Here is a 25,173-nt window from a genome sequence, read left to right as displayed (position 1 = left end):
TAACCGCTCGGCTTGCATGTGTTTCCTTGCATCAACGGGTTTATGTAACTATATTGAGTTACCTAAGTACATGTAACTTTAATTAGTTACTTAACCGAATGTAACCATTGAGAGTTCCTTTATGCCCCAAACACCTTCTTATTACACTGTGTTAAGCGGTGATCTCGTCGACTCTCGTAAGCTAAGCAGTGACGACTATGACAATGCATTATATAGCCTAGAGCAAGGGCTACGCGCTATCTGTGAACGCTTCGATGGCGACTTTAGCATTTATCGCGGTGATGCCTTCCAATGTATTCTTAGCCAAAGCCCCACCCCTTTGCTAGCCAGCATTATGCTGCGGTTGTTTTTACGTGCCCGAGCTCTGGACGCACGCATTAGTGAGGCATGGGGCCCGATAGATAACTACCGCAAAGATATAAAAACCGCTACCGGTCCAGCGCTACTCCTCTCGGGGACGGGCTTAGATAATATAAAAAATATGCGTCTACGTCTTAGTCTACACCAAATAGACATGAGCCCAAGTTTTGTATTGAATATTCGCTTTATAGATAACCTCATCAGTCACACCAGTGCCAAACAAGCACAAGCCTTGTATTTGTACCATTGGTTACGTAATAATGACCATGCAACCATAGCCAAAGAGCTTGAAACTTCAAGAGAAAACGCCACCAAGCTACTTAACGCTGGCAACTACCACCTCGTTGATGAATTTATAGCCGTAGCCGCAAAGGAACATGCTTATGGATGAGCAAATAGCACTTCTACTGGCGCTATTATTAGCGCACTTTATTGCCGATTTTTATTTGCAACCCATGCACTGGGTGCACAATCGCAACACTTACCACTATAAATCAAGCAAATTAGCACTGCATGTGTTAGTTCACGGCGTGTTATCGGCCACCGTGCTTATTGCGTGGGAGCACATTTACGGCTTAGGAGAGTGGCCGGGCGTGTTGCTGGCTACATTGAGTATTATGCTCAGCCATTGGCTCATTGATGTAGGAAAGTCCTATACTCGAGGCGGTATTATACCCTTTGTGGTTGATCAGCTCGCACACATAATGGTGATCATTTCGTTGTGCCTGTGGCTCAGTGATGCAGATACCCTCACACAATGGGCGAGTCAGGGGCTGAGTAGACAATCATTGTGGGTGACGCTGCTCGCCTATGCCTTGGTTTTAAACCCCTGCTCCGTGGCTATTCGTATGTTGTTGGAACGCTGGCAGCTACCTTGTAGCCATGATGAGCAACAGCTGCCACAGGCGGGGCATAGTATTGGCGTACTTGAGCGCGTGCTGATGCTAACCTTTGTACTGATTGATGAACTCGCTGGTGTCGGTTTTGTGCTAGCGGCTAAATCGGTGTTTCGCTTTGGCGATTTGACCAATAGCAAAGAAAAGCACCTGACCGAATACGTGATGCTGGGCACCTTATTAAGTGTCACCTTAACATTGGCCATCGGCCTCGCTACCCGCGCTTTGTTAAACACCCTATAACGAAAAAAGCCCGCTAATGCGGGCTTTTTCTAATTACTTTACACCAAGCTCTCGTAAACGCTCTTGTAAGTAGCTATCTGCTGTATAGCGCTCGGAGAGCACCACATCCGGGCGCGGATGCAAAAACAGTGGCAGTGAAATACGTGATTTCGTTGACGCTTTCCCAGTCGGGTTAATAACGCGGTGAATGGTCGAAGGGAAGTAATCACCTGATGCTTCTTGCAGCATATCACCAATGTTGATGATCAGATTACCGAAGTCACTTGGCACATCTAACCAACCACCCTCTTTAGTTTGCACCTGTAAGCCAGGCTCGTTCGCTGCAGGTAAAACCGTTAATAGGTTAATATCGCCATGCGCCGCCGCGCGAATAGCACCCGGCTCTTCGTCACCGGTCATTGGCGGATAATGAAGTATACGCAGTAAGGTTTGCTCAGAGTCCTTGATCATGTCTTTAAGATCAATGGAAAAACGTTTCTGTACTTCTTCTGGTGCGTGCGCTTGCACCCAGCTCAGTAGCTCGCTAGCAAACTCATTAGCAAGTCGGTAATACTCACGAATTTGCTCTTCTAGTTGTGCCGGGACGCGACCTTTAGGGTAAACGTGGTAATACTCTTTAATGTCTTTAACATTGAAGCCTTTGGCTACTTCACTTACTTCCGGTGGAAAGTATCCGTCTTGTGTAGTCTTATCATATAAAAACTCGTGCTTTTGCTCAGAGTTGAAAAAAGCCTGCCAATTTTCATAAATTGATTCCACTAAAGACTGCGGGATCGGATGGTTCGTCAATACCCCAAAGCCGGTATTGCGAAGAGACTCGACAAATTCAGCTGGAGCGTTGGGCGACTGATAGTCCACTGTAGGTAAGTGCATGGTAAATTTCACCTGTTCGTTGTAGCGCTAAGCACGAAAAACATGCTTAATTTTAGCGCCAGAGCTTAGTCAAAGCCACCACAATTCATAAGGACAATTGTCCGCAGAGCCCTCTCAGCGAAGCGGCTATTGACGCAGATCAAAGTAACAGCGCAGCTGACATTGCATGGCCGGATAGCCAATAAAAAGCCCGGTATCAAACCGGGCTCTAAACTCTTAGTCCTTAACCTGCCAGTTAAGTGTTTCACCGGCGCAGATAGGGATCACTTTGTCATCGGCAAGTGGGTAACTTTCGGGCACTTGCCAGGGTTCACGTACCAACGTAACAGTATCGCTGTTGCGTGCGAGGCCGTAAAAGTCAGGACCAAAATGACTGGCAAAGCCTTCTAGTTTATCCATCGCATCGGCTTGCTCAAACGCTTCTGCATACAGCTCCAATGAAGCATGGGCGGTATAGGCGCCGGCGCAGCCACAGGATGCTTCTTTTTTATCTTTTAAATGCGGGGCCGAATCGGTGCCCATAAAGAATTTCGCGCTGCCACTGGTGGCCGCTTCAATCAAGGCTTGTTGATGGGTATTACGCTTAAGAATCGGTAAACAGTAATAATGCGGGCGAATTCCACCAGCCAACATATGATTGCGGTTATATAGTAGGTGGTGAGCCGTAATAGTTGCTGCCACATTGGTTGATGCTGAGCGCACAAACTCCACGGCATCGCGAGTGGTAATGTGCTCGAGCACTACTTTCAACTCAGGAAAATCAGAGACCACTTTTTTCAGTTTGGTTTCGATAAACACTTTTTCACGGTCAAAAATATCGATGCTAGAGTCGGTCACCTCACCATGGACCAAAAGCAGCATGCCTACTTCTTGCATTGCCTCAAGCACAGGATAAATGTTTTCAACATCCGTCACCCCTGAAGCCGAGTTAGTCGTCGCGCCAGCAGGATACAATTTAGCCGCGACAATTTTACCGCTGGCTTTCGCTTTACGAATTTCTTCAGGCGTGGTGTTATCAGTGAGATAAAGTACCATTAATGGTTCAAATTGCGCGCGAGGACCTGCCGCCATAATCCGTTCACGATAAGCTAATGCCGTCTCGGTACAGGTCGCAGGTGGCACTAGGTTAGGCATAATAATCGCGCGGCCAATATAGCGGCTCGCATCACGCACGGTATCTTTTAGCTGTTCACCATCGCGTAGGTGAATGTGCCAATCGTCAGGACGAGTGAGGGTAATACGTTGCGGGGTACTTGTCATTGCTCTTATCCACTGAAAAATTTGTGTGATCTTAGGGGGGATACAAGGGAAAGTAAAGCAATCTGCGGGGTAATACCTAGGCTGAGCGGGGGGTGCCTGGGCCCACCCCGCTACAGTGAGCTTAATTTAGTTCAGCTCTTGTCGTAACTCCTTTGCGGCCTCTACCATGTTATAAAGCGCGGCTCGGGTTTCTTGCCATTGTCGCGTTTTCAAACCGCAATCAGGGTTAACCCATAATCGCTCAACAGGTATTTTCTGTGCAGCTTTGTGGACTAAGGTCTTTATCGACGCAACATCGGGCACATTAGGAGTGTGAATATCATACACACCCGGCCCTATTTCATTGGGGTAATCAAAGTGTTCAAAGGCGTTCAGTAACTCCATATGAGAACGGGACGTTTCAATGGTGATGACATCGGCATCCATATCAGCAATAGCGCCAATAATATCATTGAATTCACTGTAACACATGTGGGTATGAATCTGAGTTTTATCCTCGGCACCGCTTGCAGCGACGCGAAATGCATAAGTCGCCCAATCCAAGTAATCTTGCCAATGACTTATTTTTAACGGCATGCGCTCACGAAAAGCAGGCTCATCAATTTGAATAATGCCAATGCCCGCATTTTGCAGATCCACAACCTCGTCACGCAGCGCTACCGCGATTTGCTTGGCGATAGTGGGGTTGTCTAAGTCATCACGGACAAAAGACCAAGATAGAATCGTCACCGGCCCAGTTAACATGCCCTTCACCGGTTTTTTTGTAAGTGACTGCGCATAGCGGCTCCAATACACAGTCATTGGTTGCGAACGGGCCACATCACCCCAAATGATCGGTGGCTTCACACAGCGCGAGCCGTAGCTTTGCACCCAGCCAAACTGAGTAAAGGATACGCCCTCGAGCAGTTCACCAAAATAACCATATCGTTACGCTCAGCTTCGCCATGCACCAACACGTCCAAACCAAGCGCTTGTTGCTCTTCAATGACGTAGCGAATTTCAGCTTCCATTTGCGTGTGATACGCCTGGGAGTCTAAAGTACCATTTTTAAAATCCCGCCGCGCTTGGCGAATAGCTTGGGTCTGCGGGAAAGAGCCGATAGTGGTGGTCGGTAATAGTGGCAGTTGCAAGGCTTGCCGCTGGGTTTTCACCCGCTTAGAAAACGCACTTTGTCGCTGTGCGTCTTGCGCACTGAGCGCCGCAACGCTTTGTTGTACCCTCTTGTTATTCACTCGCGTTGAGCTCTGCCGAGCCTTAACCGCAGCACTGTAGCGATCAATGGCAGTGGTGTCGCTGCTATGCAGTGCATGACGTAACAGTTGCAGCTCTTGACACTTTTGTGTTGCAAAAGCCAACCAGCTTTTTAGTTCACTGTCGAGCTGCTGCTCCTGCTCTAAATCTACCGGAGTGTGAAGCAATGAACATGAAGGGGCTATCCACAACATCTCGCCCCGCTGCTCAGCAATAGGATGTAATTGTGCATGCAACGAGGATAAATCCGCACGCCAAACGTTACGTCCATTAACAACCCCTAAGGACAACACTCGCTCATTGCCTACGGCCTTATCTAAAGCCTGTATATCCACCGTGCTCGCCAGCCAATCAAAATGTACTCCGTCGATGGCGTAATCTTGAATATCATCAAGATGATGATTGACATCATCAAAGTAAGTGGCCAATAGCAGCTTCACCCCGTGGCCAGATAAACTCGTAAAACTGTCTTTCAAGGCTTGGCAATAAGCATCATCCAATTCCAGGGCGAGAATAGGCTCATCAATTTGCACCCACTGAACCTGTTGCGCTGCAAGTTTGTTTAATATCTGCTGATACACCTCAAGTAACTGAGGTAATAGCGCAAGTTTGTCAAAAGGTTCATCGGCGCATTTGGCTAAATATAAGTAGGTCACCGGGCCGATAAGCACGGGCTTTGGTGTATGGCCTAGTTGCTGTGCTTCACTGACATGGGTAAATAACTCTGAATCAGTCAGCGAAAAGCGCTGCTCGGCGCTGAGCTCGGGCACAATATAATGATAGTTGGTATCGAACCATTTGGTCATTTCACTGGCGGCACAGGCACACCCTGAGGGCGCTCGCCCACGAGCAATACGAAATAAGGTATCAAAGGGGGTACTATCTGAGCTGTGATGACGCGCTGGCACGGCTCCGACCATCACCGTGGTAGCGAGCACATGGTCATACCATGCAAAATCACCAACGGGGAGCAACTCAACACCGGCCTGTGCTTGCAAAGCCCAATTTTGCTTGCGTATCTCAGCCCCTTTTGCTCGCAATGTGGACTGATCGATGGTGCCCGCCCAGTATGCCTCAAGGGCAAACTTAAGCGCCCGCTGTTTGCCGATTCGAGGGAAACCAAGATTATGTATTAATGCCATAACAAAACTCCGTTTAGCTATATAGATGGCTAAACATTAGATTCCTCTCCCCCACTGTGCAAACGCAGCTTTCTCACCATTAATGTGAATTTTATTCATAGCTAAAAATTATAAGGAAATGCCAAATTAGATGACACCGCTGTCATTTTTATTGCTATAGTGGAATTTATCTATGGTTAGCTTCACGTTTACATTTTATACATCATTTATGGACGTCTAGACTTTGAAATGTCTATTACGATGCAGTAAACTGTATTCACGTTGAGCACCGCTCACAATTTTTATGAGATTTACTAAAGATGATAGATATAAAACACCTCAAGACTATTTCCACCTTGAAAGAGACCGGCTCTTTAGTGAATACCGCACGTGAGCTGTTTTTAACTCAATCTGCACTTTCTCATCAAATCAAAGACTTAGAAAACAAACTCGATTGCCAATTGTTTGAGCGTAAAACCCACCCGGTACGATTTACACCACAAGGCATGCTGCTATTAGAGCTTGCGCATGATGTACTACCAAAAGTTGAAGCGGCGAAATGCCGTTTGAAAGAGAGCTTAAATCAGCCAATCTCGCAATTACGCTTGAGCGTCGAGTGCCACGCCTGTTTTCACTGGTTATTACCGACAATTAAAGAATTTAATAACTTTTGGCCCGACATTCATGTGGACTACGAACGTGGTTTTAGTTACGACGCTATCCCAGAGCTGCTTGAGGGCGATTTAGATCTGGTATTAACCTCGGATATACGTGACCCAGAGCGCCTAGAGTACGTGCATTTATTCGATTTTAAGCTCAAGCTGATCGTTGCCCCCGACCATGAGCTGGCTAATAAAGCCTATGTCACAGCGCTGGATTTAAAAGACGAAACCATTATCTCCTACCCTATTCCTCGCGAGCGCCAAGATATTTTCAAACACTTTATCCAAAATGCGCGTTTCGATGGCACCTTGAAAAGCGTGGATCAAGGCTTGCTTATTTTCCAATTAGTGAGCGCCGGCATGGGTGTTGCTGCGCTACCTGATTGGCTTGTTACCCCCTATGAAGCGCAAGGGTTAATAAAATCTATTCCCCTTGGTGCATTGGGTCTTAATCGCCCCATGTACTTGGCCATGAAAAAAGAAATGAAAGATAACCCTGTCTATCGCCACTTTTTGAATACCTGTAAGCAAAACAACACTCGCAAGTAGCAATTACGGGGGCTGATTGATCAATTGGCCCCATTGCACACAGTCGCACTGCTCTGACCATTTCAACTGCCCCTTCACTTTAGTCCCTTAAAAAGAACAACTTAGAAATTAACAGGGACAAAGGTAAAAATAAAGTTAACAAATCAGCTGTTACTCTTGCCTTTTATACACTATAAATCTTGTGTGTTTTTTATACACACCTATCTCGAGTAGGCAGTGTAACTCGAGCCTCAACCGCGCCGTAAAAAAAGGAGAATTTGTATGGCTATTGGCGACGAACTATCGAGTATTGATTTTAAATCTATGATTGGCGGCCCCCTTGATGCTGTGGTGCGCGCTCAAGCGCAATCGGCTCAGACCTCGGTAGATTTTATAAAATCTGTCGGCTTTGACGCTGACAGCAATGAACCCACCATGATCACCTTCAGTTATATGAAGGCCGTAGAAACCCGAGATGGAGATGGTAATGTGACCGGCACAGAGCCGAAGAAATTCGACCTTACCGTACCCATCTTAACCATGTTACCTATTCCATTTATTCGCGTTGAAGAGACCACTATTGCTTTTAACGCAAAGATAAACTCAGTGCAGGAGTCCAGTACTTCCTCCTCTCATGAGCTCAATAGTAAGCTCTCGGTGAAAGCAGGCTGGGGGCCAGTATCAGCTAAACTCAGCGCCAGCTACTCGTACAAGAAGTCGAGCTCAAGCTCATCGAAAATTGAGCGTACCTACAGCCTGTCTGTTAATGTTCGTGCCGTTCAAGACGAGCTTCCAGCGGGAACGGAGAAACTGTTAGGCATTTTAGAGAACTCCATCACTGAAGTGGAATCGGCGGCATAACGCCACATTAACTAACTTATGGGGCAAAGCCTTAGGCTGCGCCCCCTTATCTAACTCACTAAGAGGGAAATGCCATGAGTGAATTAAGTGAGGTGCTAGGATCGCTGATGATAAGCTTAGTGCACGCACGCCGCCTTGCCGATGAAGAAACAGCCGCCGTCGCCGAATATTATAAAGACCACCCCTTACTTGAGGGCATGAGTCTACCTCGGGTGCGCGTCCCTGAGCTGACCATAGATATGCCACTGACCATTAATCAGCACATACCGGCTAAAAATGCCGAATTAGACAGCCCCGCCAATGTTCACAAAGCCTTGATGAGCCACTTTAACCAAGCACTCGATGACGAAGATATTCTCAGTCGTACGAAAAGCTTTCAACACAATTTCGACAGAGAAGCCCGTGCCGCATTGGATAAAGTAACAGAGCGCCAACGTAACGGAGATGTGCGGATCAGCAAAGAGAGTATGGTCAGAGCCGTTGACGAAGCCTTTCAAAAAGCCCTGAAAAAAAGCGGCTCCGATAAAGAAGTACCATTTGAGCGTCTCAGTGCGGTGAATAAGCAGGTGCGTCACAATGTTTCCGCTATCGCCTTAAAATCGCGTTCCACTCCACCTGCGATAAAAACCAGCGTGGTTAGCTCCGAAGTAAAAGAGACCGCCACGCCTCAAAATAGCATTCGTCTTAATATCACTATTCGTGAAGAAGGCTTAGAGTGGGCCACAGGCCTTGAGAACGGCCAGACCAAGAACAAACTGATGCCGGAGTAACGGCCATGCAATCCGTTCTCAAAGAAACCATTATCACACAATTAATGTTGTTACCCGCACTCAGTGACAAATACCTGGCACAGGAGTCCAGCTATGTTGTTGATGCTGCGCAATGGTTGAAAAACACGGAAGTCAAGCTAGCACCTTTGCGCAGCCCTTTGGTCAGTACACTGAGTTCATTACGCGGGCTGATTGAAGCCTGCGACGATGGCTATCAAGATCCATCCGTACAAAGCCATAGTCGCAGTAAACGTAAAGGCAAACGGGCTTTCGTTGCCGCCACCTTGAGTAAAGCAGAGCAGCAACTCAATGAGGAGCTGCAACGCATTGAGCAACACTTTAGTGAGGCCAACGATAAACTCGCGCAGCTGCTTGCCTTGGGGTTTGCTAAGCAGCCGCTGCCCATTCCCGAGACCTTAACAACTCACTATCTTGATAGTATCTGGCAAACATTAGGAGAGCACACAGATACCCAAACCATGTTTTTATATCTGCAGGCACGCTACAGCGCCACCGACCGCCGCTATCTCTTGCAGCAATTGTTGCACAACATGCTGGCGCAGCAATAACCGTCGCTATACTGGATTATCAATATCGATAAAGGTGACATCCAGATGATGCTCACGCGCTAAAAATTCACCTAGGGCTTTGGCGCCATAGCGCTCAGTGGCATGGTGCCCGGCTGCGAAGAAATCCACTCCTTGCTCTCGGGAGCTGTGAATAGTTTGCTCCGAAGCCTCCCCGGTTAGATACGCATCCAGCCCCAGACTCGCCGCCAAATCTATATAGCCTTGCCCGCCGCCGGTGCATAATCCAATAGTTTCAATTACCTCATCGCGTACCACAGAAGCCAGCGGCGTTCGGGATAAGACCTTGGCAATTTTATCAGCAAAAGCCTGCCCAGACAGCGGCGTGCGCAAACGCCCCCACACCGGCACACTACTTGGGCCACTTTCCATCGGCCCTTGAATTTCAATATCCAACAACTGTGCTAGCTGCGCATTGTTGCCTAGCTGGGGGTGGATATCCAAAGGCAAATGATACGCAAACAGATTGATACCGGCGCTGAGCAGCGCCTCAATACGGCGCTTTTTCATACCGGTAATGGCTTGTGATTCACCCTTCCAAAAATAGCCATGATGAACAATTAATGCATCAGCTTCGAGGGCCACGGCTTTATCAACCAGTGCCTGACTCGCAGTCACCCCCGTGACCACCTTATTGATGTGCGCACGCCCTTCAACCTGCAGCCCATTGGGGCAAAAATCTTTGATTGGCTGTGCCATTAATGTTTGTTCAAGGATCTGTGCGAGCTCTTTACGGTGCATATTACCCCCCTGTTAACCACAAATATTCCCAAATTGTCCCGTGAACACCGGTAAAAATAAAGAAAATTCGGTGTTTAGGCACAAAAAATTGAAAAACTCAGCGCAAATGGGTATAACTATAAACTTGTAATAAAATTAACCTGCGTTAACGACTAGGACCTTTTGATGAGTAAACTAGACAAAACAGAAGTGTTAGCTGCTTTTGAAGCTGCCTATGAAGCAGCCCATGGCAAAAAGCCAGAAATCACCACTAAGCCTGGCTGGTATAGCATTGACGGCGGAAAGAACATGCGCCTTGCCGATGTAGCTGCGCTAACTGAAGAACTCACTTCTGGTAAAACAGAAGAAGTCGCCAAAGCAGAGAGCAAAGCACCGGCCAAAGCGAGCAAGAAAACAACGACTAAGAAAGCCGCTCCTAAGGCAAAACCAGCTGAGAAGAAAGCAGCATTCACTGTGGCTAAACCTAATGAAGAAGGTTACACCGCAGAAGAGCTTTGGATTAAGCAACTGGCAGAGAAAGATCACGACTGTCGCCTACCTCGCGGCGTAGTGTAAGCTTTCAATAATAAAGAAAAGCCGCTCAAGAGCGGCTTTTTTTGTGCTCGTTATTGGCCTAAGCCGTCACCACCATAGCGATAATGACCGGTAATAGGATACTGAAAAAGAATATCTGTCACTTGCGGGCCAGCGCCAATATTATGAATAATTAAAGGCTGTCCCAGCTCATTGCGTTGCTCGCTGACAATACCAATATGCGGCAAGTTTCCTGGTAGCATCCATGAAACAATATCACCGGGTTTATAATTGTTACCGTTATCACTCACTCTCAGACTCTGTCCGTGACGAGTAAAAAAAGCACGTAAATTTGGCACGCGACGATGGTCAATATTGCTGTCCGGGCGAGTTAACCCCCAAATTCTCTGAGATGGATAGGCATCAAAGTTACGCTCCATATCCTCATGCACCAACTGCTGCAGATCGATGCCTAAGGCACGATAACTGCGTATCACTACATCCGTACATACACCAATCCCAGCAGGTACATCCCCCCCTGGGTAATCAATAGCAATATAGCGACCATCATAGGTCACGTCCGCTTGAGTCCGCTCGTTGGCGGCACTAACTAATTGCTCACTGAAGCTTGGCTCTGCCGCAACCGGCATAGCTATGATGAGCGCGGCCCCAAAAAGCCAACCCCCTGTACCTCGTTTCCCTGTCATTCTCTCTCCTAAGTGTATGCCATGTATCGGCACCCACATCTCATTAAAAGGCTAAGTTATTCATAAATCAGTTTAAGTTGAACACAGCCGGAGAAAAACGACAATCTTTACTTCTTAGGGTTGAAAAACTCCCCATCCATTCCAAGCTCTATAGTAAGGGCCAAGTTTTTGGCTCGCAAAAAAGGAGATTGATATGATTGGTCGTTCTTATGTGGTGGTTGCCAACCACAGTGAAGCACAAATTTTTGCCTTACGTAATCATTCCACCGAGTTGGAGCTACAAGCCCATTGGTCAAACCCCTTCGCACGCTCAGACGAGCAAGATATTTATACTGACCGTGCGGGCCGTCAAAGCGCCCCGGCAAAGCAAGTGCAAGGTGTCGATGCCATGAGCCGAAAAGATGCGGTTGATATAGAAGCGCAACGCTTTGCCGCAGATATTGCCAAGTGGCTTGACGACAAACGTAAAAACGACAAAGTATATCGTATCGAACTGATTGCTGAGTCGGGCTTTTTAGGCAAGCTACGCGGTGAGTTCAATAAGCACACCACCGAACTGATAGATAAGACCCTCGCTAAAGATGTGATTGGCGCTAATGAGGGACAAATTCTAGACTACCTTAAGAAAGTTCATTAATGATTCGTTAGGCGGCGTAGCCGCCTTTTTTGAGGAGAGATGATGACATACGCATTTCGAGCTTGGGTAAGTGGCAAAGTTCAGGGCGTGTATTTCCGTGCTAACACTGCCCGCCAAGCACAGGCTCTCAATATTGCTGGTTACGCCAAAAATCTTGATGATGGTCGCGTTGAAGTCCACGCAGAGGGGGATAAGGCAGCATTAACTTCCTTACTTACTTGGTTAGAGCAGGGCCCGCAAACGGCTCACGTTGAGCAGCTCAACCACAAGGAGGTTGATGTACAGGGTTATAGTGAGTTTACCACCGCTTAGGGCTCACTGAGCACTTCTACCTCTACGGCAATCACGCCGGCAGACAAATTGCTGATGTGCTTAAATGCACGACGGCTCAAGTCTATGATGCGCCTTGAAACAAACGGGCCTCTGTCATTTATCCGTACGACAACTGAGCGCCCATTATTGATATTGGTGACTTTTACTTTGCTACCGAAAGGAAGGTTACGGTGGGCTGCACTCAGAGCTGTTTGCTCAAAACGCTCGCCGCTAGCGGTAGTGCGCCCATGGTACTTATCATGATAATAAGACGCGAGGCCCTGCTGCACGGCTCCTTTTTCAGCAGGCAAGTGATTGGCGCAGCCTGTTAAAACAACTAATAACACCACGGCAATGATACTTCTGAACATACTGCTCTCTCCTTGCTACTAAACGCTCAGTGTAATAGTCAAAACGTGAACTAAGCATGTATCGCCAGCAAACTGAGCGCGCTGGTGATACTCCAGGCACTGTTGTATGAAACTCGATACGCAATGACCCCAACTTGCTTAGGCTGTCGCAACGCAACGGTTAAATATAGAGACAAGGCCAGCTTCATAAAACGAGAATAAAATAGCTGACAATTTAAATATCCACCCCCATAAACTCATGATAATATTCATCGCGTTTTATATTTTTATAAGGATATATTTTATGGATATTATCGTGGGACAACTGGTGCAAAAGAAAAAAGCCCAGTTAACTAAGCTGGCTGAACGTGCCATAGGCCGTGAATTTAAAGACCAAGCCGCATTAGCGATACAGATGACACAGTGCAGCGCTGCTGTTTATCGTCGCTTGCAACGCACCTACAAATCCACTATTACACCTAAAGATCAAAAGCGCGTAAAAGCCGGAGGCTTAAGTACGCAATCAGTGACCTTCTCCGCCAGTAATAACAGTCAGAAAGCTTTTAACACCTTATTGCCAGCTATGCGCGGCGGCAGCTCGGCACCTGGCAATGCTCCAAAAACCTCCGACGATGTTGCCGTAGCGAGCCACCAACCGCAAGCCACTAACCTGCTCGCGTTATTACACCCTATTCTCAGTGACGACATTACCAAAGCAGGACACGGTGTTGAAAAAGCGGCGACTATTTTGGGTCTAGTGACCACCACCGCAGGCTTTGTTGTGCCAGGTGGAGGCGTTGCTTCATCCATCGTCACTTGGCTTGGCAGCGGTGCGACCTACTCTGCTTACTCGGTATCACGAATTCGCCCTGATGCCCCAGATCGCGCCTACTATCAACTAACCAACTACATTGCTTGTCTCGCCGCATGGAACAAAAAAGCCTGTGAGCTTATTGATATTGCCGACGCTAAAGGACAATGGACGTTCCGTGATATTGAAAGAGGCTTTGCATCATAACAGCACCAAAAAATCTCAACTTCGACCCATTTATAATAGCTATTACTTGGGTTGTATTGTGGATTAAATAATTAAAGGCCTCAGTGTTGTTAATTTAAAAATAAACTCTCATTTTAAATAAATAACACATGTCCTTTGTTAGCAAAAGGATAACAACCAAGACCTATACTCTAGGCTGATGTTATCCTTTTCTCTTTACTATGATCCCTTACCTTTGTATCGGCTGCCACTGCATTACGGCATTGAAATCGCTGCAATTGTGCACAGCGTCACCGGCATCGGCTATAAAAACTTGCTGCACCGCCGATACGTCATAGCGCAAATACTCAGAGCATTGTGCACTTTGGCCATTGCCCACCACCACTTGTACGCCGGGTTTAAGCTCACAGCGTACTAATTTATCTAGCGGCGACCATTGGTAGCAAATTTCATAGTTGGCGCGATATTCGCTGACCGTGCCACTGGGTTTTGCCCATGCCCACCAGCTCCCAAAGCGGCTATTTGGGTTAGTGCTGTTATAAGCGCGGTACAAAATCACTGCCGTAGGCTGTGTGCTTTCATACACCTGACCTTGACAGAGCTTTCCTTGTTGTGGCTCACCCAGCGCCGATTGCAGCAGTTCGGGGTTGTCGACCGCGCGAAACTGTCCTTGCCACTGCGCTGGCAGTGCAGTGCTACCAATACACGCCTTGGTGAGTGCATTAACATCATCTGAGCGGGGCTGTTGCGCACAGCCACCAATGAGCAGCAAGATAGCTGTGATAGTGAAGCGTTTCATCTTGGCTTGTCCTTCCCTGTGGGTTCTGTTTGCAGTGTAGTTAATACAGAGACAACTCTCCAGTCACTTTGTACCCCACAGCACTGTTTATTTATCTGCAGCGAAGCGACACCCACAAAAAAGCCCGTCGATGACGGGCTCAAGTAGCATTACTGCGACAGGGCTTATTCGAAGTGCAGCGGAGCGCGTGCCGGCTCGCCGACTTCGTTCATGGTTGCAGCATCAAACAAACGTCCATTGATCATGGTGTAACGTACCTTATCGCTTTGACGAATATCACTTAGAATATCGCCATCAATGACGATGAGATCCGCTAACTTGCCTTCCTCTAGCGAGCCCAGGTTATTTTCTAGACCTAAGGTTTTCGCCGGATCTATGGTGGCTGTGCGGATCACCTCTAACGGACTCATACCGCCTTGCGCAAACATCCACATTTCCCAGTGTGCCGCCAAGCCTTCACGTTGACCATGCGCGCCAACATTCACCAGCACCCCTTGGTCTTGCAACTGTGCTGCAACCCGCGCATTGTTAAAGTGATTGTAGTGGTGATCGGGCGCCTTGGTACGGCGCATCGCTCTCGGGAGCAACTGATTCTTGGGCACAAATTTACTTAACCGTGGATGATTCCACACATCGGTTTTATCGTACCAGTAGTTCTCCCCCCAGATACCGCCATAAGCCACGCCCAACGTAGGGGTGTAGGCAACATCACTTTGCGACCATAACTGGCGAATATCATCATAAATATTAGCAACCGGAATGGAGTGCTCAATCGTGGTGTGGCCATCAACCACCATGGTCAGATTATGCTGCAACAGAGAACCCCCTTCAGGGACAACCATCATACCAAGCTCTCGACCGGCGGCAATCACTTGTTGGCGCTGATCGCGACGCGGTTGGTTGTACGACTTCACACTAAACGCACCGACTTTCTGCAGGCGCTGAAGGTGGAATTTCGCATCATCAAGGGAGTCAACATGGGAGGTATACCCCGGCATGTTTGCTCCGTATAGAATGGTCCCTGTGGAGAAAATACGTGGTGCAACGATTTTACCGGCCTTTTGCATCTCACTGGCAGCGAAAATTTCCGTGGTATCGTTGCTGGGGTCGTGAATCGTGGTGACTCCCAGGGATAAACCGGCTAGGTTTTTCCAGTTTTGCTCTGGAATAATTTCGTCACTGCCTTGAGCGCCATGCGCGTGCGCATCGATGATCCCCGGCATAATGGTTTTACCACTGACATCAATCACTTCAGCATTTTGTGGAATCTCTACCTGGTTTTGACTGCCAACCGCTTTGATGTGCTTACCATCGGTCAACACCACGCCATTATCAATGACTTTATCACCCTGCATGGTGATCACTTTTGCTCCCACCAGCGCTATCATGCCCTGTGGCTCTGCCATGGTTTGTTTAAAACCAATATTATCGCCACTGTCTACTTTAAAGTCGGCGTTCTCATCGCTTTGAATATTAAAAATACCCGCCAGTGAGGCATGATAAAGCTCGGGCCCTAAACTCCAGTAAAGCCTATCACTTGCACCACTCCAACTGATATTTTCACCAGCACGCACAGATAACTGCTCTATTGGGAACTGGCTGTCTTTAGGGCCGATATTAATGGTTTTGCCACGTTCCACAAAAGGCGTCACGAACACTTTAAAACGCTCAGCAAACGCCAAGTACTCTCCGTTTGGTGAAATACGAAACTCAGTGGCATGCTCAGATTCATACAGTTTGCGGATTTTTTTACTTTCCAGCTCAACCACACTCAAAGTTGGTTTTGGCCACGGGCTCATCACATAGATACGGTCATTGGCTTTGCCAAACTGTGGCTGATAGCCATGCTCAGTAATAAGCTCTGGCTGCTCATCACCATCACTATCCACTGCGTAAATGCCTGCTTTCAACGACCACTGCGGGGCAAGTAAACTGCTACCCGAAGATTTTCTAAATACCACGGTTCCTCCGTCGGGACTGAACGCTGGCTCGACATATTTACCCGGCTGAGAGGTCAGCGTATCACCGCGACCTGAACGCGCCGAAACCACGCGAACACTGCCTTGTTTTTCGTCATCCCAGGTGACATAGGCAATCTTTTTACCATCGCGAGAGAAGGTCGGGAAGAATTCAAAATGATCGTCTTGGCGTGTTAGGCGCTGCACTTTACCTGATTCAAGGTCGCGCTTGTAAATATGACCCATGGCCTCAAAAATGGCGGTTTCACCGTCGGGTGATACCTGCACATTGCGCAGCATTTTTACGTCAAATTCTGAGGAGTCTAACTGCTGGGTTACACGCACCGCTTTTTGGATAGATTTACTGGTGTTTACTGCAAAAGCGATTTCTGAACTCTCACCGCTTTGCACATCAAGCTTGTGAATTTTACCCCCGGCCCAAAACACCAACGACTCGTTGTCAGGAGTCCAAGCCATGCTAGGATACACCCCGTGAATTGCCCAAGTCTCTTGCATATCACGCTCAAGCTTATCGTACAGCTTGGTTTCTTTGCCCGACTCTAAATCATATAAATACAGGGTGCTTTGGAAATCATCACGCTTGATGTAGGCTAACGTTTTGCCATCGGGAGAAGGCGTGGGTCGGATTGCACCACCGGGGCCGCTTAAAATGGTTTCTATCTCACCTGTTTCGCGGTCATAGCGCTTAATTTTGTAGATGCCCTGTACCGAGTCTTTGGAGTAGTGGAAGGTTTTACCTGGGGTGGCATCCTGTGAGAAGTACACATAGCGGCCATCCGGTGAGAATGCGGGTTCGCCTAAGTCTTTCTGATCATTGGGGCGCTCTGTTAGCTGCACGCCCGAGCCACCGGCTTTGTGATACATCCATACTTCCCCGGCACCCAATGAACGGCTTGCAGTAAAGTGCTTACGGGCAACAATAAAGTCGCCATCGGGGCTCCATGCTGGGCTATTAAGCAAGCGAAATGACTCCTTGGTTACCTGCGTTTGTTCCGAGCCATCGATGTTCATAATCCAGATATTGTCACCGCCGCCTTGATCTGAGGTAAACGCAATATGCTTGCCATCTGGGCTAAAGCGAGGCTGCATTTGCCAGCCAATATCTGAGGTCAACTGTGTCGCCTCTCCACCGCTGATCGGCATTGTGTAAATATCACCAAGCAAATCAAATACTAAGGTCTGGCCGTCGGGGCTGACATCGACATTCATCCAGGTACCTTGAGTGACGTTGATGTTGGCATCAACAAATTCACCCTGAGGCTTATCTACTTGCCATTGTTGTTTTTCTTCTTGCTCGGCGCTGACCGGTAAAGCCAGCGAAACCGCCAGTGCTAAAGCACTGTAGAGTGGAGTCTTCATTTGTGGGTCTCTTATTCTATTTATTTATTATCATTACCTACTAAAACAAAAACCGTATAAAAGTGGAAGTAACATGGGTTTAATAAGCAAAAATGGGGGATGGAATAGCAAGTCTGCGAGTATCGTTGTTATGTGAGCAAGATTGCAAGCTATGGCAATGTCGTTGACCAACTTGAGGCTAAAGTAAAAGATAGCGAGCCAACAGCGCAGACCTTCCGATCTGTCGCTGTTAGCATGATTAGCGTGACTTAGAAGTCAAACTTCACAGCAAGGCTAACCACATCCACACCATCAAACTGTTCGTATGACAGCTCAGCTAGCATAGCGTTGCTGAAGTTATAACCAACTCCGCCACCTAAGCCAAATTCCCATTCGTCTTCAGAGGCAGACTCGCCGTAAGCCGATGCTTTAACCTCTAGGTTAGCGTATGAAGGAGTGCCGTAGATATACAGGCCGCTCTCAAGGTCATATTGACCACGAAGTGATAGAGCCGTAAAGCTCTCTACTTCAATTTTAGCTCCGTATAACTCGTCATCACCAACACCTGTACCCAAACGTAACTCAGGTACAAGGTAAAAGTTGTCACCTGTTTTAAATTTGTAGCCTAAAGAACCAACCAAAGCGTTAAGGCTGATGCTATCACCACCTTCACTATCAGAAAGATTTACATAGCCTACACCCGCTTGCCAATTAGCCTGAGAAGCGAATGACGTACCGGCTAAAACCAGTGCTAGCAGTGTTTTTTTCATCATGTTATTTCCCTTTATTTAATTATTAGCATTGCCGGGAGAGAACAAATCTTCAGCGTATACCCGCATCTTTTAACTGCTGGCATAACAGCTGTCGGGAGAGCGCAGAGTCACTGCCATAGAAAGGCTAATCGCATCCCAACGACAAATTCCATCCCTAGAAGTAACCCTGTAGTGATAGCTAGTTAACTAACACCTTTGTCACTTCGATGCGGATGTTAACAAAAAACAACATTAGCTACCTAGAGTTAAGCTTGATCTTTTTTCTGACCATTTAAGTACTAAGTTGCCTTGGAACGCTTACACTTTTAGTGTCTTTGCCAGTCACTGGGGTCGAATTGGTAATAATCTTTGAGGATATGAAATAGCTCAGCATCAAACTGCCGCATCGCCATGGGTTTTTCGATAAAGGTTTCGGTGGCCACAGCAAAAAACTCAGCCTCATTGGTGGCCCCGTAGCTGTGCATTACATGGGGCATATTGTAAGCAACATGGCTTTTTAACTTGGTAAAAGCGCGCGAGAATACCTCGCCCCAGCGTTGATATGCAGCCTTAGTTGCTAGCTGCGGCGTACCATTGGTGCTGCCTGTTACCTGATCTAACTGGTGTGCAAATTCGTGAAACACCAAGTTATGGCCATCTTCCGGGAGGCGATTGCCCTCGAGCACATCGTGCCAGCTGAGCACCAAGGTACCACCGGGCCATGACTCGCCTTCACGCACCACTTGATGATAGCTCACCAAACCGGCGACATCACGCTGGGTGACATTGGCGTAATAAGCACTGGGATAGAGCAAGATTTCTTTAACATTAGGGTACAAAGGCCAAGGTTTATTGAGCACCAACAGGCAGGCATCGGCGGCCACCACCAGTCTCATCGCCTCATTAACCTCTAAACCATCGCGACCGAGAAAACGCTTTTCGCCCAAAAACCAACAGATATGACGCTCAAGCTTGGCTCTATCGGCATCGGTCATAGCGTTATAAATGGGCATAGCCCGCTGCAAAAAAATCTGCTGCTCCTGGCTGAGTCCGGCATCATGGTATTGTCGCTGCCAGCGCTTGAGGCGGACATGGTCCCATTGCCAATACGCTACCACAAACACAATTAGCAAAATCAACAGTATCAGGTTTAACATCGGGTAATTCCTTGGCGCTATTACATGTTAATATGACCGCTGGCGCTAATTTTCAATTCCTCTACAAGCTTAAACAACATTATTTGTATCCTATGACATTACCAATCGAGGCAATAAAAGATCAGTTTTTATCAACACTTAGGCAGCAAAATGTAATTGTTCATGCGCCAACCGGCAGCGGTAAGTCCACCAACTTACCGCTATGGGCAAGCACACAAGGGCGTGTTTTGGTTGTGCAACCACGGCGTATCGCTGCCACCTCGTTAGCGAACTATTTGGCTGAGCAATGCCAGCAAAAACCAGGACAAAGCATCGGCTACGCGATTCGCTTTGAGGCTAAAATGGCGGCCCAAACCAAGGTTGTGTTTGCCACCCCTGGGGTCGCACTCAGGTGGTTTTTCGAGCAACAGCTCGCTGATTTTGACGTGGTCATGCTGGATGAGTTTCACGAGCGCCGCTGGGATACCGATTTACTCTTGGCGCTGTTGAAACACCATGGCGAGCACCGCCTGATACTCACCTCCGCGACCTTAGATGACCGTGCTTTAAGCGCTTATCTCACCACCAAAGCGCTCACCAGCCATGGCCGTACCTACCCTATCAGCAGCCACACCTTCGCCAGCGACGCCAGAGCAATGCCCAGCTCCCAAGATTTAGCGGCGCGTGTACGCCAAGCCGGTGTCTATGCACTGGAAAACAGTGGCGCTGATATTTTGGTGTTTTTACCCGGTCGCGCTGAGATAGCTGCGTGCGTCAGCGCCTGCCAGGACTTACCCGCTGAATGTATTTCACTACACGGTTCCAGCCCGCTACAAGAGCAACAGCGCGCGCTGCGCCAAGGGCCGCAGCGACGCATTATTTTTGCCACTAACGTGGCCGAAACCTCGCTCACCGTGCCTGGGGTCGAATGCGTTATCGATTCCGGGCTTGAGCGCCGCACGCATCTTCGCAAGGGGAAAACCGTACTCGGCCTTGACGCCATAGCTCAAGACTCCATGCGCCAACGTATGGGCCGCTGTGGACGCATCGCGCCTGGGCTGTATATTCGCTTATTTGGTGAGCATGCGCCCTTGCTCAGCACCACGCCGGTAGAGGTGGAACGTGAAGCATTAGACGAACTCGTGCTAGCCAGTGCTTGCGCCGGTATTGCCGTGGATGATTTACCGCTGCTAACCGCGCCGCCGGACTCGTCTTTGCAACGAGCGATGACAAAATTACAACGCTTAGGGGCCGTAACCGCAGACGGCTTAGCCACGGCGTTGGGTAAAACCATTTACCCACTTCCTGTGGATGCTGATTTAGGTATGCTGATCCACAATATGCCCAGCAATGTATTGCGCCAAGCAATGATTGACTTGGCCGCCGCCATCGCCACCCCAGCAGCGCTATTTTCGCCACCAAGCAGCAGTGAGCGTGAACAACTGCAAGCGCAACTCGGTGAGCTGTATGCCCTGTGCGACCTGGCGCTGCATATCGCCGTGGTCCGTGGCGGCGCTGCACAGCACATACTCACTATCAATAGCGAGGCGCTTAGCGAAGCGCGCACCTATGCCAACTATTTACGCCATGCCTATCAATTACCAGAGCTTGATAAAGCAGCGCGATACCAACATGCCATCCTAGTCGAGATCATCGCCGAGCTAAACCCACACTGTGTCTATGTAAAACGCGATAATCGCCGTGGCAGCTTCGCCAATGGCGAAGATGAAGTGCGTCCCGCAAAAAGCTCTCTGCTTCAACACAACAGCAATGCGGCGCTGGTACTGGCAACATTTTCCTTAGCCGGGCGCGGTAAAAAGCACGCCGACACCTTAGCGACTATGTGTGCGCCAATGCAATTATCCCAGGTGCGCCAAGCTGTACCTTACGACACCACCCTAGGCCAGTGTTATTGGTATGTTGACGAGCAGTGCCCGGAGGGAGAAATTCGTGCTGATATTATCCACAGCTATGCGGGAGTCGAGTTAGGGTCAAGCCATCAGCGCGTCGATGGCCAACATCTAAGCGCCAGCGTGGTTGCGCTTATGCGTGACAACCAGTTATTCGCCGGCAGCTATGAGCGGATATCGCAGGCTATTGCTCAGCATAATTTGTATCAGGCTTACCATCTAAAACCAGCCATTGATATGGATGCCGATACCTTTATCGCTGAGCGTTTACATTCTCTGGGTGTACAAAGCCAAGAAGATCTACAGTTAATAGAGGCCGAGGATCTGCACTATCAGGGCATTGACCCTTGGCATGCGAAAGACTTTAATGAGCGCTTTCCCTTGCAAGTCACACTCCCGAGTATGGTACTCAACATCGAATATCACTTTCGCGCTAAGCGGTTAATCGCCCATTACCACAGCGGCGAGCGCAAAGACCCACCCAAGCGCTGGGAGTTACCGGCGTGGAGTGGCCTTAAAATTCAATATAAAAAAGCCAGTAAGCTTGTGGATATCCGCTAGAGCATTGGCTTTTGGTACACCACGACTTGGTTTCTGCCGCCCTGCTTCGCTTGATATAGGGCGTTATCCGCTTGGGCGAGCATTCGGTCATAGTCCTGTGCGCCTTGACTGTCGGCAACGCCGATACTCACGGTAATATGCACACCATCGGCAAGCGCCGAGTAATCATGGCCGGATATCAATACCCGAATACGCTCGGCGCAGACTTGCGCCTCATGTACACTGAACCCTGGCAGTAGCAATGTGAACTCCTCCCCACCCCAGCGAGCAAACATCGCCTCTTGCGGCGCACAATGATGAATGAGGTTGGCCACTTCGGTGATCACTTTATCCCCGACCATGTGCGAGTATTTATCATTGATGTTTTTGAAGTGATCAATATCAATGATCGCTAAGCTTAGAGGTTGTTGTTGCTGCTTAGCTTGCTCAAAATGCGCTATCAACCATTTGTCAAAGGCACGACGATTCGCCACCCCGGTGAGTTGGTCATGCGTCGCTTGATGTTCAAAGGCTTTAGCTTGCTCGGCTAGGCTGCGAGTTTGCGCCTGCACCCTTAACTTTAACTGAGCTTCGCTGCGCTTAAGGTGTAAAAAGCGCAAACGATATAGGGTAAATAATGCCAGTGCTAACACCACAATCATTACGACTTTAAAGCTGAGTGTTTGCCAAAACTTAGGGGTAATGGTGAAATGAAAGCGTGCCGCAGATGCGGGCCATTCGCTATAAGGATAACGCGCCTGCACGTGAAACTCGTAATTACCGGGCGGTAAATTAGTGTATTCGGTCAGTGTGAGGTTACCGCGATTTATCCAGTTATTATCAAAGCCTTTGAGCTTAGTTTGATACTCAATGCGCTCCGGCATAATAAAGCCTAAACCAGCATAGGTAATAGATAAACGGTCTGTTTCTGAAGGCACCGTTAACGACGTTTTATCAAGGTTAGGTAGAAAGCCTTGCTCATCGTCAAAACCAATACTCTCGATGCTCACCGGCAGTGAGACACTGGCCATACGAACCAACTTCGCTGGGTCGACCACCGCTGCACCACGCGCTGTCGCAATCCAAACGCTGTCATCATGATGGCGCACTGCTGGGTATTGGGAGCCGCCGTTGGCTTGTGAGCTAAGCATGCCATCACCTTCATCAAATAAGGTGAATTCTAATTGTGCATCTTCGCTATCAAGGGAAGCCATCACATGAGCTTGACTTATGCGGATCACTCCTCGGTTACTGGAAAGCCACAAGTGATCATACTTATCATTTACAACGGCAAACAGCTTATCAACCGGTAACCCTTGCTCTCGACCGAGCTTGCGCAGACGATGACTTTGATAATCATAATGGAGCAGCCCGCGATCGGTGGCCATCCACAGCGTATCATCCTGAACTAAAAACCCAAATGCGTAGTCGGCATCGAAATGCTCGCGCAACGGCAAGGTGGTAAACTGCCCTTGGTGATAAAAAGCAACACCGACCCCGGTGCCTATCCACAGTCGCTGTTGTTTATCTTGCGCCAGCGCCATAATAAAGTTACCGGGCAAACCTTGTTTGTCGGTCAAGGTTGTTACTTCTTCGGCGTTTTTCATACGCACAAGGCCACCCGCAGTGCCAATCCATAACGTACCGTCAGCTTGCTCGTGAAGGGCCCTTACTTCGTTGCTCGGCAGACCCGTATCCCGGTTGATCACTGTTGTCAGACGTTGGCCGTCAAAATACATCAACCCGCTGGTATAGGTACCGACATACACACCACCACGTTGGCTACTCGTGAGTGAAAGTACAGAAATGGGCGCATCCAGAGGAGATGAAATTTGCTCCACCTGTCCTTGGGTGTAGCGGTTTAAACCGTTACTGGTACCAATGTAGAGCGCTCCATCAGTGTGCGAGAGCACACTACGCACATAATCTCCTGAGAGCCCACGTGCGGTATTGACGGTGGTAAAGGGTGCTTGGCGCAAGCGAAAAAGTCCCCCATTGGTGCCAATCCAAATACTGTGTTCATTATCTTCAAGCAGCGATAAAATGCGATTGCTTGGTAGGCCAACATTGGCATCCAACTTTTCCAGACCATACTCGCTGAAGCGAAATACCCCTTGATTGATGGTGCCAAGCCAAATGTCACCACGAAAATCAACCAAAATACTCGACACAGAATCGTCTGCCAGAGCGTTATGTAGCAACGTAAATTCGTTATTCACATAACGCCATACACCCTGCTCGGTGCCAACCAATAACGCCCCATCTCGGTCTTCAGCCAACGAATAAATGGCGCCGGTAATAGCGCTATTATCACTGTCAGCACTATGCATGGCTCCATCTTCATAGTAATAAAGGCCGTTATTTGTTGCTGCCCAAATTCGCCCTTCTTGTTGCTCGAAGACTTGATAGGCACTGACATTAGGCAGCAAATTTTGCTCGTCGCTCTGTTGTGTTCTGCGCACCAAGCCGCCATCTTCTAGCGCCAGCCATAAGGCGCCATCACCACTGCGCACGGCAAAATTCACCATCGTTTGTGCCGGTTTAAGTGCTTGCCAACGCTCGCGCTTGACCACGCTGATCCCACCCCGAGAACCAGCTACATAGAGCTGCTGAGTCGCTTTATCGACATTGAGGCTGCGGATCCCTGAATCGGGCAACCCGGTGAGAACGCCGCGAGTAAAAAGCTTAAAAGTACGGCCATTAAAACGGGCGACACCTTCCCATGTACCTACCCAGACATAACCATCGGGAGTTTGAGCTAGGGCATTAACACTGTTGTGAGGCAAACCATCACGGGTATCCCAGGTTTCGGCAAAGTAGTGACTTAGGGGAACATTACTAGGAATGTTTTTGGGGACTTGATTGGCGAAACTGCTTAGGCTTAACAGTGAAATAGCTAAATAAAGGATGATTTTCACAGCAGCGCGCCTACGTTTTTTTTTATTATTAAATTTTATTCTACTTCAAACACATAAAATAACAATTAGCTTGAGCCAAATCGCTTACAACTAATAACAATAGGCACTATAACGCCCTTCAATAAGAACTTA

The 25,173-nt window shown here is 48.3% G+C and carries 21 protein-coding genes and 1 pseudogene; 11 read left to right on the top strand and 11 right to left on the bottom strand.

Annotated features, from left to right (window positions below):
- Positions 1–121 precede the first annotated feature (121 nt).
- Positions 122–751 carry a hypothetical protein gene (locus EXT46_RS13710; RefSeq protein WP_022945886.1) on the top strand — a complete coding sequence of 210 codons (630 nt, stop codon included), beginning with the start codon at positions 122–124 and terminating at the stop codon, positions 749–751.
- A complete protein-coding gene (locus tag EXT46_RS13705) occupies positions 744–1,499 on the top strand; it encodes a DUF3307 domain-containing protein (protein WP_130147929.1) in 756 nt (251 codons plus the stop codon). The genes EXT46_RS13710 and EXT46_RS13705 overlap by 8 nt, the downstream gene beginning before the upstream one ends.
- A gap of 33 nt (positions 1,500–1,532) precedes the next feature.
- Here EXT46_RS13705 and EXT46_RS13700 read toward each other — a convergent pair whose 3' ends face one another.
- From EXT46_RS13700 to metE, 3 genes and pseudogenes are all read right to left on the bottom strand, one after another.
- Positions 1,533–2,372, bottom strand: coding sequence for a 2OG-Fe(II) oxygenase family protein (locus tag EXT46_RS13700; RefSeq protein ID WP_045978074.1), 840 nt, complete (start codon positions 2,370–2,372; stop codon positions 1,533–1,535).
- A 216-nt stretch (positions 2,373–2,588) separates the two neighbouring features.
- Positions 2,589–3,632 (bottom strand): dihydroorotase, encoded by a 1,044-nt coding sequence (pyrC, locus tag EXT46_RS13695; RefSeq protein ID WP_130147927.1) that lies wholly within the window; start codon positions 3,630–3,632, stop codon positions 2,589–2,591.
- A 126-nt stretch (positions 3,633–3,758) separates the two neighbouring features.
- A pseudogene (gene metE / locus EXT46_RS13690) lies at positions 3,759–6,025 on the bottom strand (5-methyltetrahydropteroyltriglutamate--homocysteine S-methyltransferase).
- Positions 6,026–6,324: 299 nt separating this feature from the next.
- On the opposite strand from metE, the gene EXT46_RS13685 reads away from it, so the two are divergent.
- From EXT46_RS13685 to EXT46_RS13670, 4 genes are all read left to right on the top strand, one after another.
- Entirely contained in the window at positions 6,325–7,215 is an 891-nt protein-coding gene (locus EXT46_RS13685; protein WP_045978077.1) for a LysR family transcriptional regulator, read from the top strand.
- A gap of 261 nt (positions 7,216–7,476) precedes the next feature.
- On the top strand, positions 7,477–8,055 hold the full coding sequence (locus EXT46_RS13680; protein ID WP_022945880.1) for a DUF2589 domain-containing protein: 579 nt from the start codon (positions 7,477–7,479) through the stop codon (positions 8,053–8,055).
- 74 nt (positions 8,056–8,129) lie between these two features.
- Positions 8,130–8,825 (top strand): hypothetical protein, encoded by a 696-nt coding sequence (locus EXT46_RS13675; protein ID WP_022945879.1) that lies wholly within the window; start codon positions 8,130–8,132, stop codon positions 8,823–8,825.
- A 5-nt stretch (positions 8,826–8,830) separates the two neighbouring features.
- The gene (locus EXT46_RS13670) at positions 8,831–9,394 is read left to right on the top strand and encodes a hypothetical protein (RefSeq protein WP_053911569.1); all 564 of its coding nucleotides are present in this window, start codon (positions 8,831–8,833) and stop codon (positions 9,392–9,394) included.
- 6 nt (positions 9,395–9,400) lie between these two features.
- On the opposite strand, the gene EXT46_RS13665 is transcribed toward EXT46_RS13670, so the two are convergent.
- The gene (locus EXT46_RS13665) at positions 9,401–10,153 is read right to left on the bottom strand and encodes a Nif3-like dinuclear metal center hexameric protein (protein WP_130147925.1); all 753 of its coding nucleotides are present in this window, start codon (positions 10,151–10,153) and stop codon (positions 9,401–9,403) included.
- 165 nt (positions 10,154–10,318) lie between these two features.
- Between EXT46_RS13665 and EXT46_RS13660 the strand changes: the two genes are divergently transcribed.
- Complete coding sequence (locus tag EXT46_RS13660) at positions 10,319–10,708, top strand: hypothetical protein (protein ID WP_130147923.1); 390 nt, start codon at positions 10,319–10,321, stop codon at positions 10,706–10,708.
- A gap of 50 nt (positions 10,709–10,758) precedes the next feature.
- Here EXT46_RS13660 and EXT46_RS13655 read toward each other — a convergent pair whose 3' ends face one another.
- The gene (locus tag EXT46_RS13655) at positions 10,759–11,316 is read right to left on the bottom strand and encodes a DUF1287 domain-containing protein (RefSeq protein ID WP_130147951.1); all 558 of its coding nucleotides are present in this window, start codon (positions 11,314–11,316) and stop codon (positions 10,759–10,761) included.
- 250 nt (positions 11,317–11,566) lie between these two features.
- Between EXT46_RS13655 and EXT46_RS13650 the strand changes: the two genes are divergently transcribed.
- Positions 11,567–12,010: a host attachment family protein gene (locus EXT46_RS13650; RefSeq protein WP_022945874.1), complete on the top strand. Its 444-nt coding sequence runs from the start codon at positions 11,567–11,569 to the stop codon at positions 12,008–12,010.
- 42 nt (positions 12,011–12,052) lie between these two features.
- Positions 12,053–12,322: an acylphosphatase gene (locus EXT46_RS13645; RefSeq protein WP_022945873.1), complete on the top strand. Its 270-nt coding sequence runs from the start codon at positions 12,053–12,055 to the stop codon at positions 12,320–12,322.
- On the opposite strand, the gene EXT46_RS13640 is transcribed toward EXT46_RS13645, so the two are convergent.
- The gene (locus EXT46_RS13640; protein WP_130147921.1) at positions 12,319–12,693 is read right to left on the bottom strand and encodes a septal ring lytic transglycosylase RlpA family protein; all 375 of its coding nucleotides are present in this window, start codon (positions 12,691–12,693) and stop codon (positions 12,319–12,321) included. The two genes, EXT46_RS13645 and EXT46_RS13640, sit on opposite strands and share 4 nt — an antisense overlap.
- Before the next feature lie 283 nt (positions 12,694–12,976).
- Here EXT46_RS13640 and EXT46_RS13635 point away from each other — a divergent pair, with 283 nt between their 5' ends.
- Entirely contained in the window at positions 12,977–13,690 is a 714-nt protein-coding gene (locus EXT46_RS13635) for a hypothetical protein (RefSeq protein WP_022945871.1), read from the top strand.
- Positions 13,691–13,898: 208 nt separating this feature from the next.
- Here EXT46_RS13635 and EXT46_RS13630 read toward each other — a convergent pair whose 3' ends face one another.
- From EXT46_RS13630 to EXT46_RS13615, 4 genes are all read right to left on the bottom strand, one after another.
- Positions 13,899–14,468 carry a hypothetical protein gene (locus tag EXT46_RS13630; RefSeq protein ID WP_130147919.1) on the bottom strand — a complete coding sequence of 190 codons (570 nt, stop codon included), beginning with the start codon at positions 14,466–14,468 and terminating at the stop codon, positions 13,899–13,901.
- A 164-nt stretch (positions 14,469–14,632) separates the two neighbouring features.
- Positions 14,633–17,806, bottom strand: coding sequence for an amidohydrolase family protein (locus EXT46_RS13625; protein WP_130147917.1), 3,174 nt, complete (start codon positions 17,804–17,806; stop codon positions 14,633–14,635).
- 248 nt (positions 17,807–18,054) lie between these two features.
- Positions 18,055–18,558, bottom strand: a complete 504-nt coding sequence (locus EXT46_RS13620; RefSeq protein WP_130147915.1) for an outer membrane beta-barrel protein — start codon at positions 18,556–18,558, stop codon at positions 18,055–18,057.
- A gap of 305 nt (positions 18,559–18,863) precedes the next feature.
- A complete protein-coding gene (locus EXT46_RS13615; protein WP_130147913.1) occupies positions 18,864–19,694 on the bottom strand; it encodes a M90 family metallopeptidase in 831 nt (276 codons plus the stop codon).
- 92 nt (positions 19,695–19,786) lie between these two features.
- Between EXT46_RS13615 and EXT46_RS13610 the strand changes: the two genes are divergently transcribed.
- A complete protein-coding gene (locus EXT46_RS13610; protein WP_130147911.1) occupies positions 19,787–22,144 on the top strand; it encodes a helicase-related protein in 2,358 nt (785 codons plus the stop codon).
- Here the strand turns inward: EXT46_RS13610 and EXT46_RS13605 are convergent.
- Complete coding sequence (locus EXT46_RS13605) at positions 22,141–25,041, bottom strand: ligand-binding sensor domain-containing diguanylate cyclase (RefSeq protein WP_053911577.1); 2,901 nt, start codon at positions 25,039–25,041, stop codon at positions 22,141–22,143. The genes EXT46_RS13610 and EXT46_RS13605 overlap by 4 nt on opposite strands.
- Between the last annotated feature and the right edge of the window lie 132 nt (positions 25,042–25,173).

It is taken from the genome of Pseudoalteromonas sp. CO325X (assembly GCF_004208955.1).
GTDB classification, from domain to species: Bacteria; Pseudomonadota; Gammaproteobacteria; order Enterobacterales; family Alteromonadaceae; genus Pseudoalteromonas; species Pseudoalteromonas ruthenica.
The sequence above is the reverse complement of the archived record's forward strand: the minus strand, read 5'-3'. Positions and strand labels throughout refer to the sequence as shown.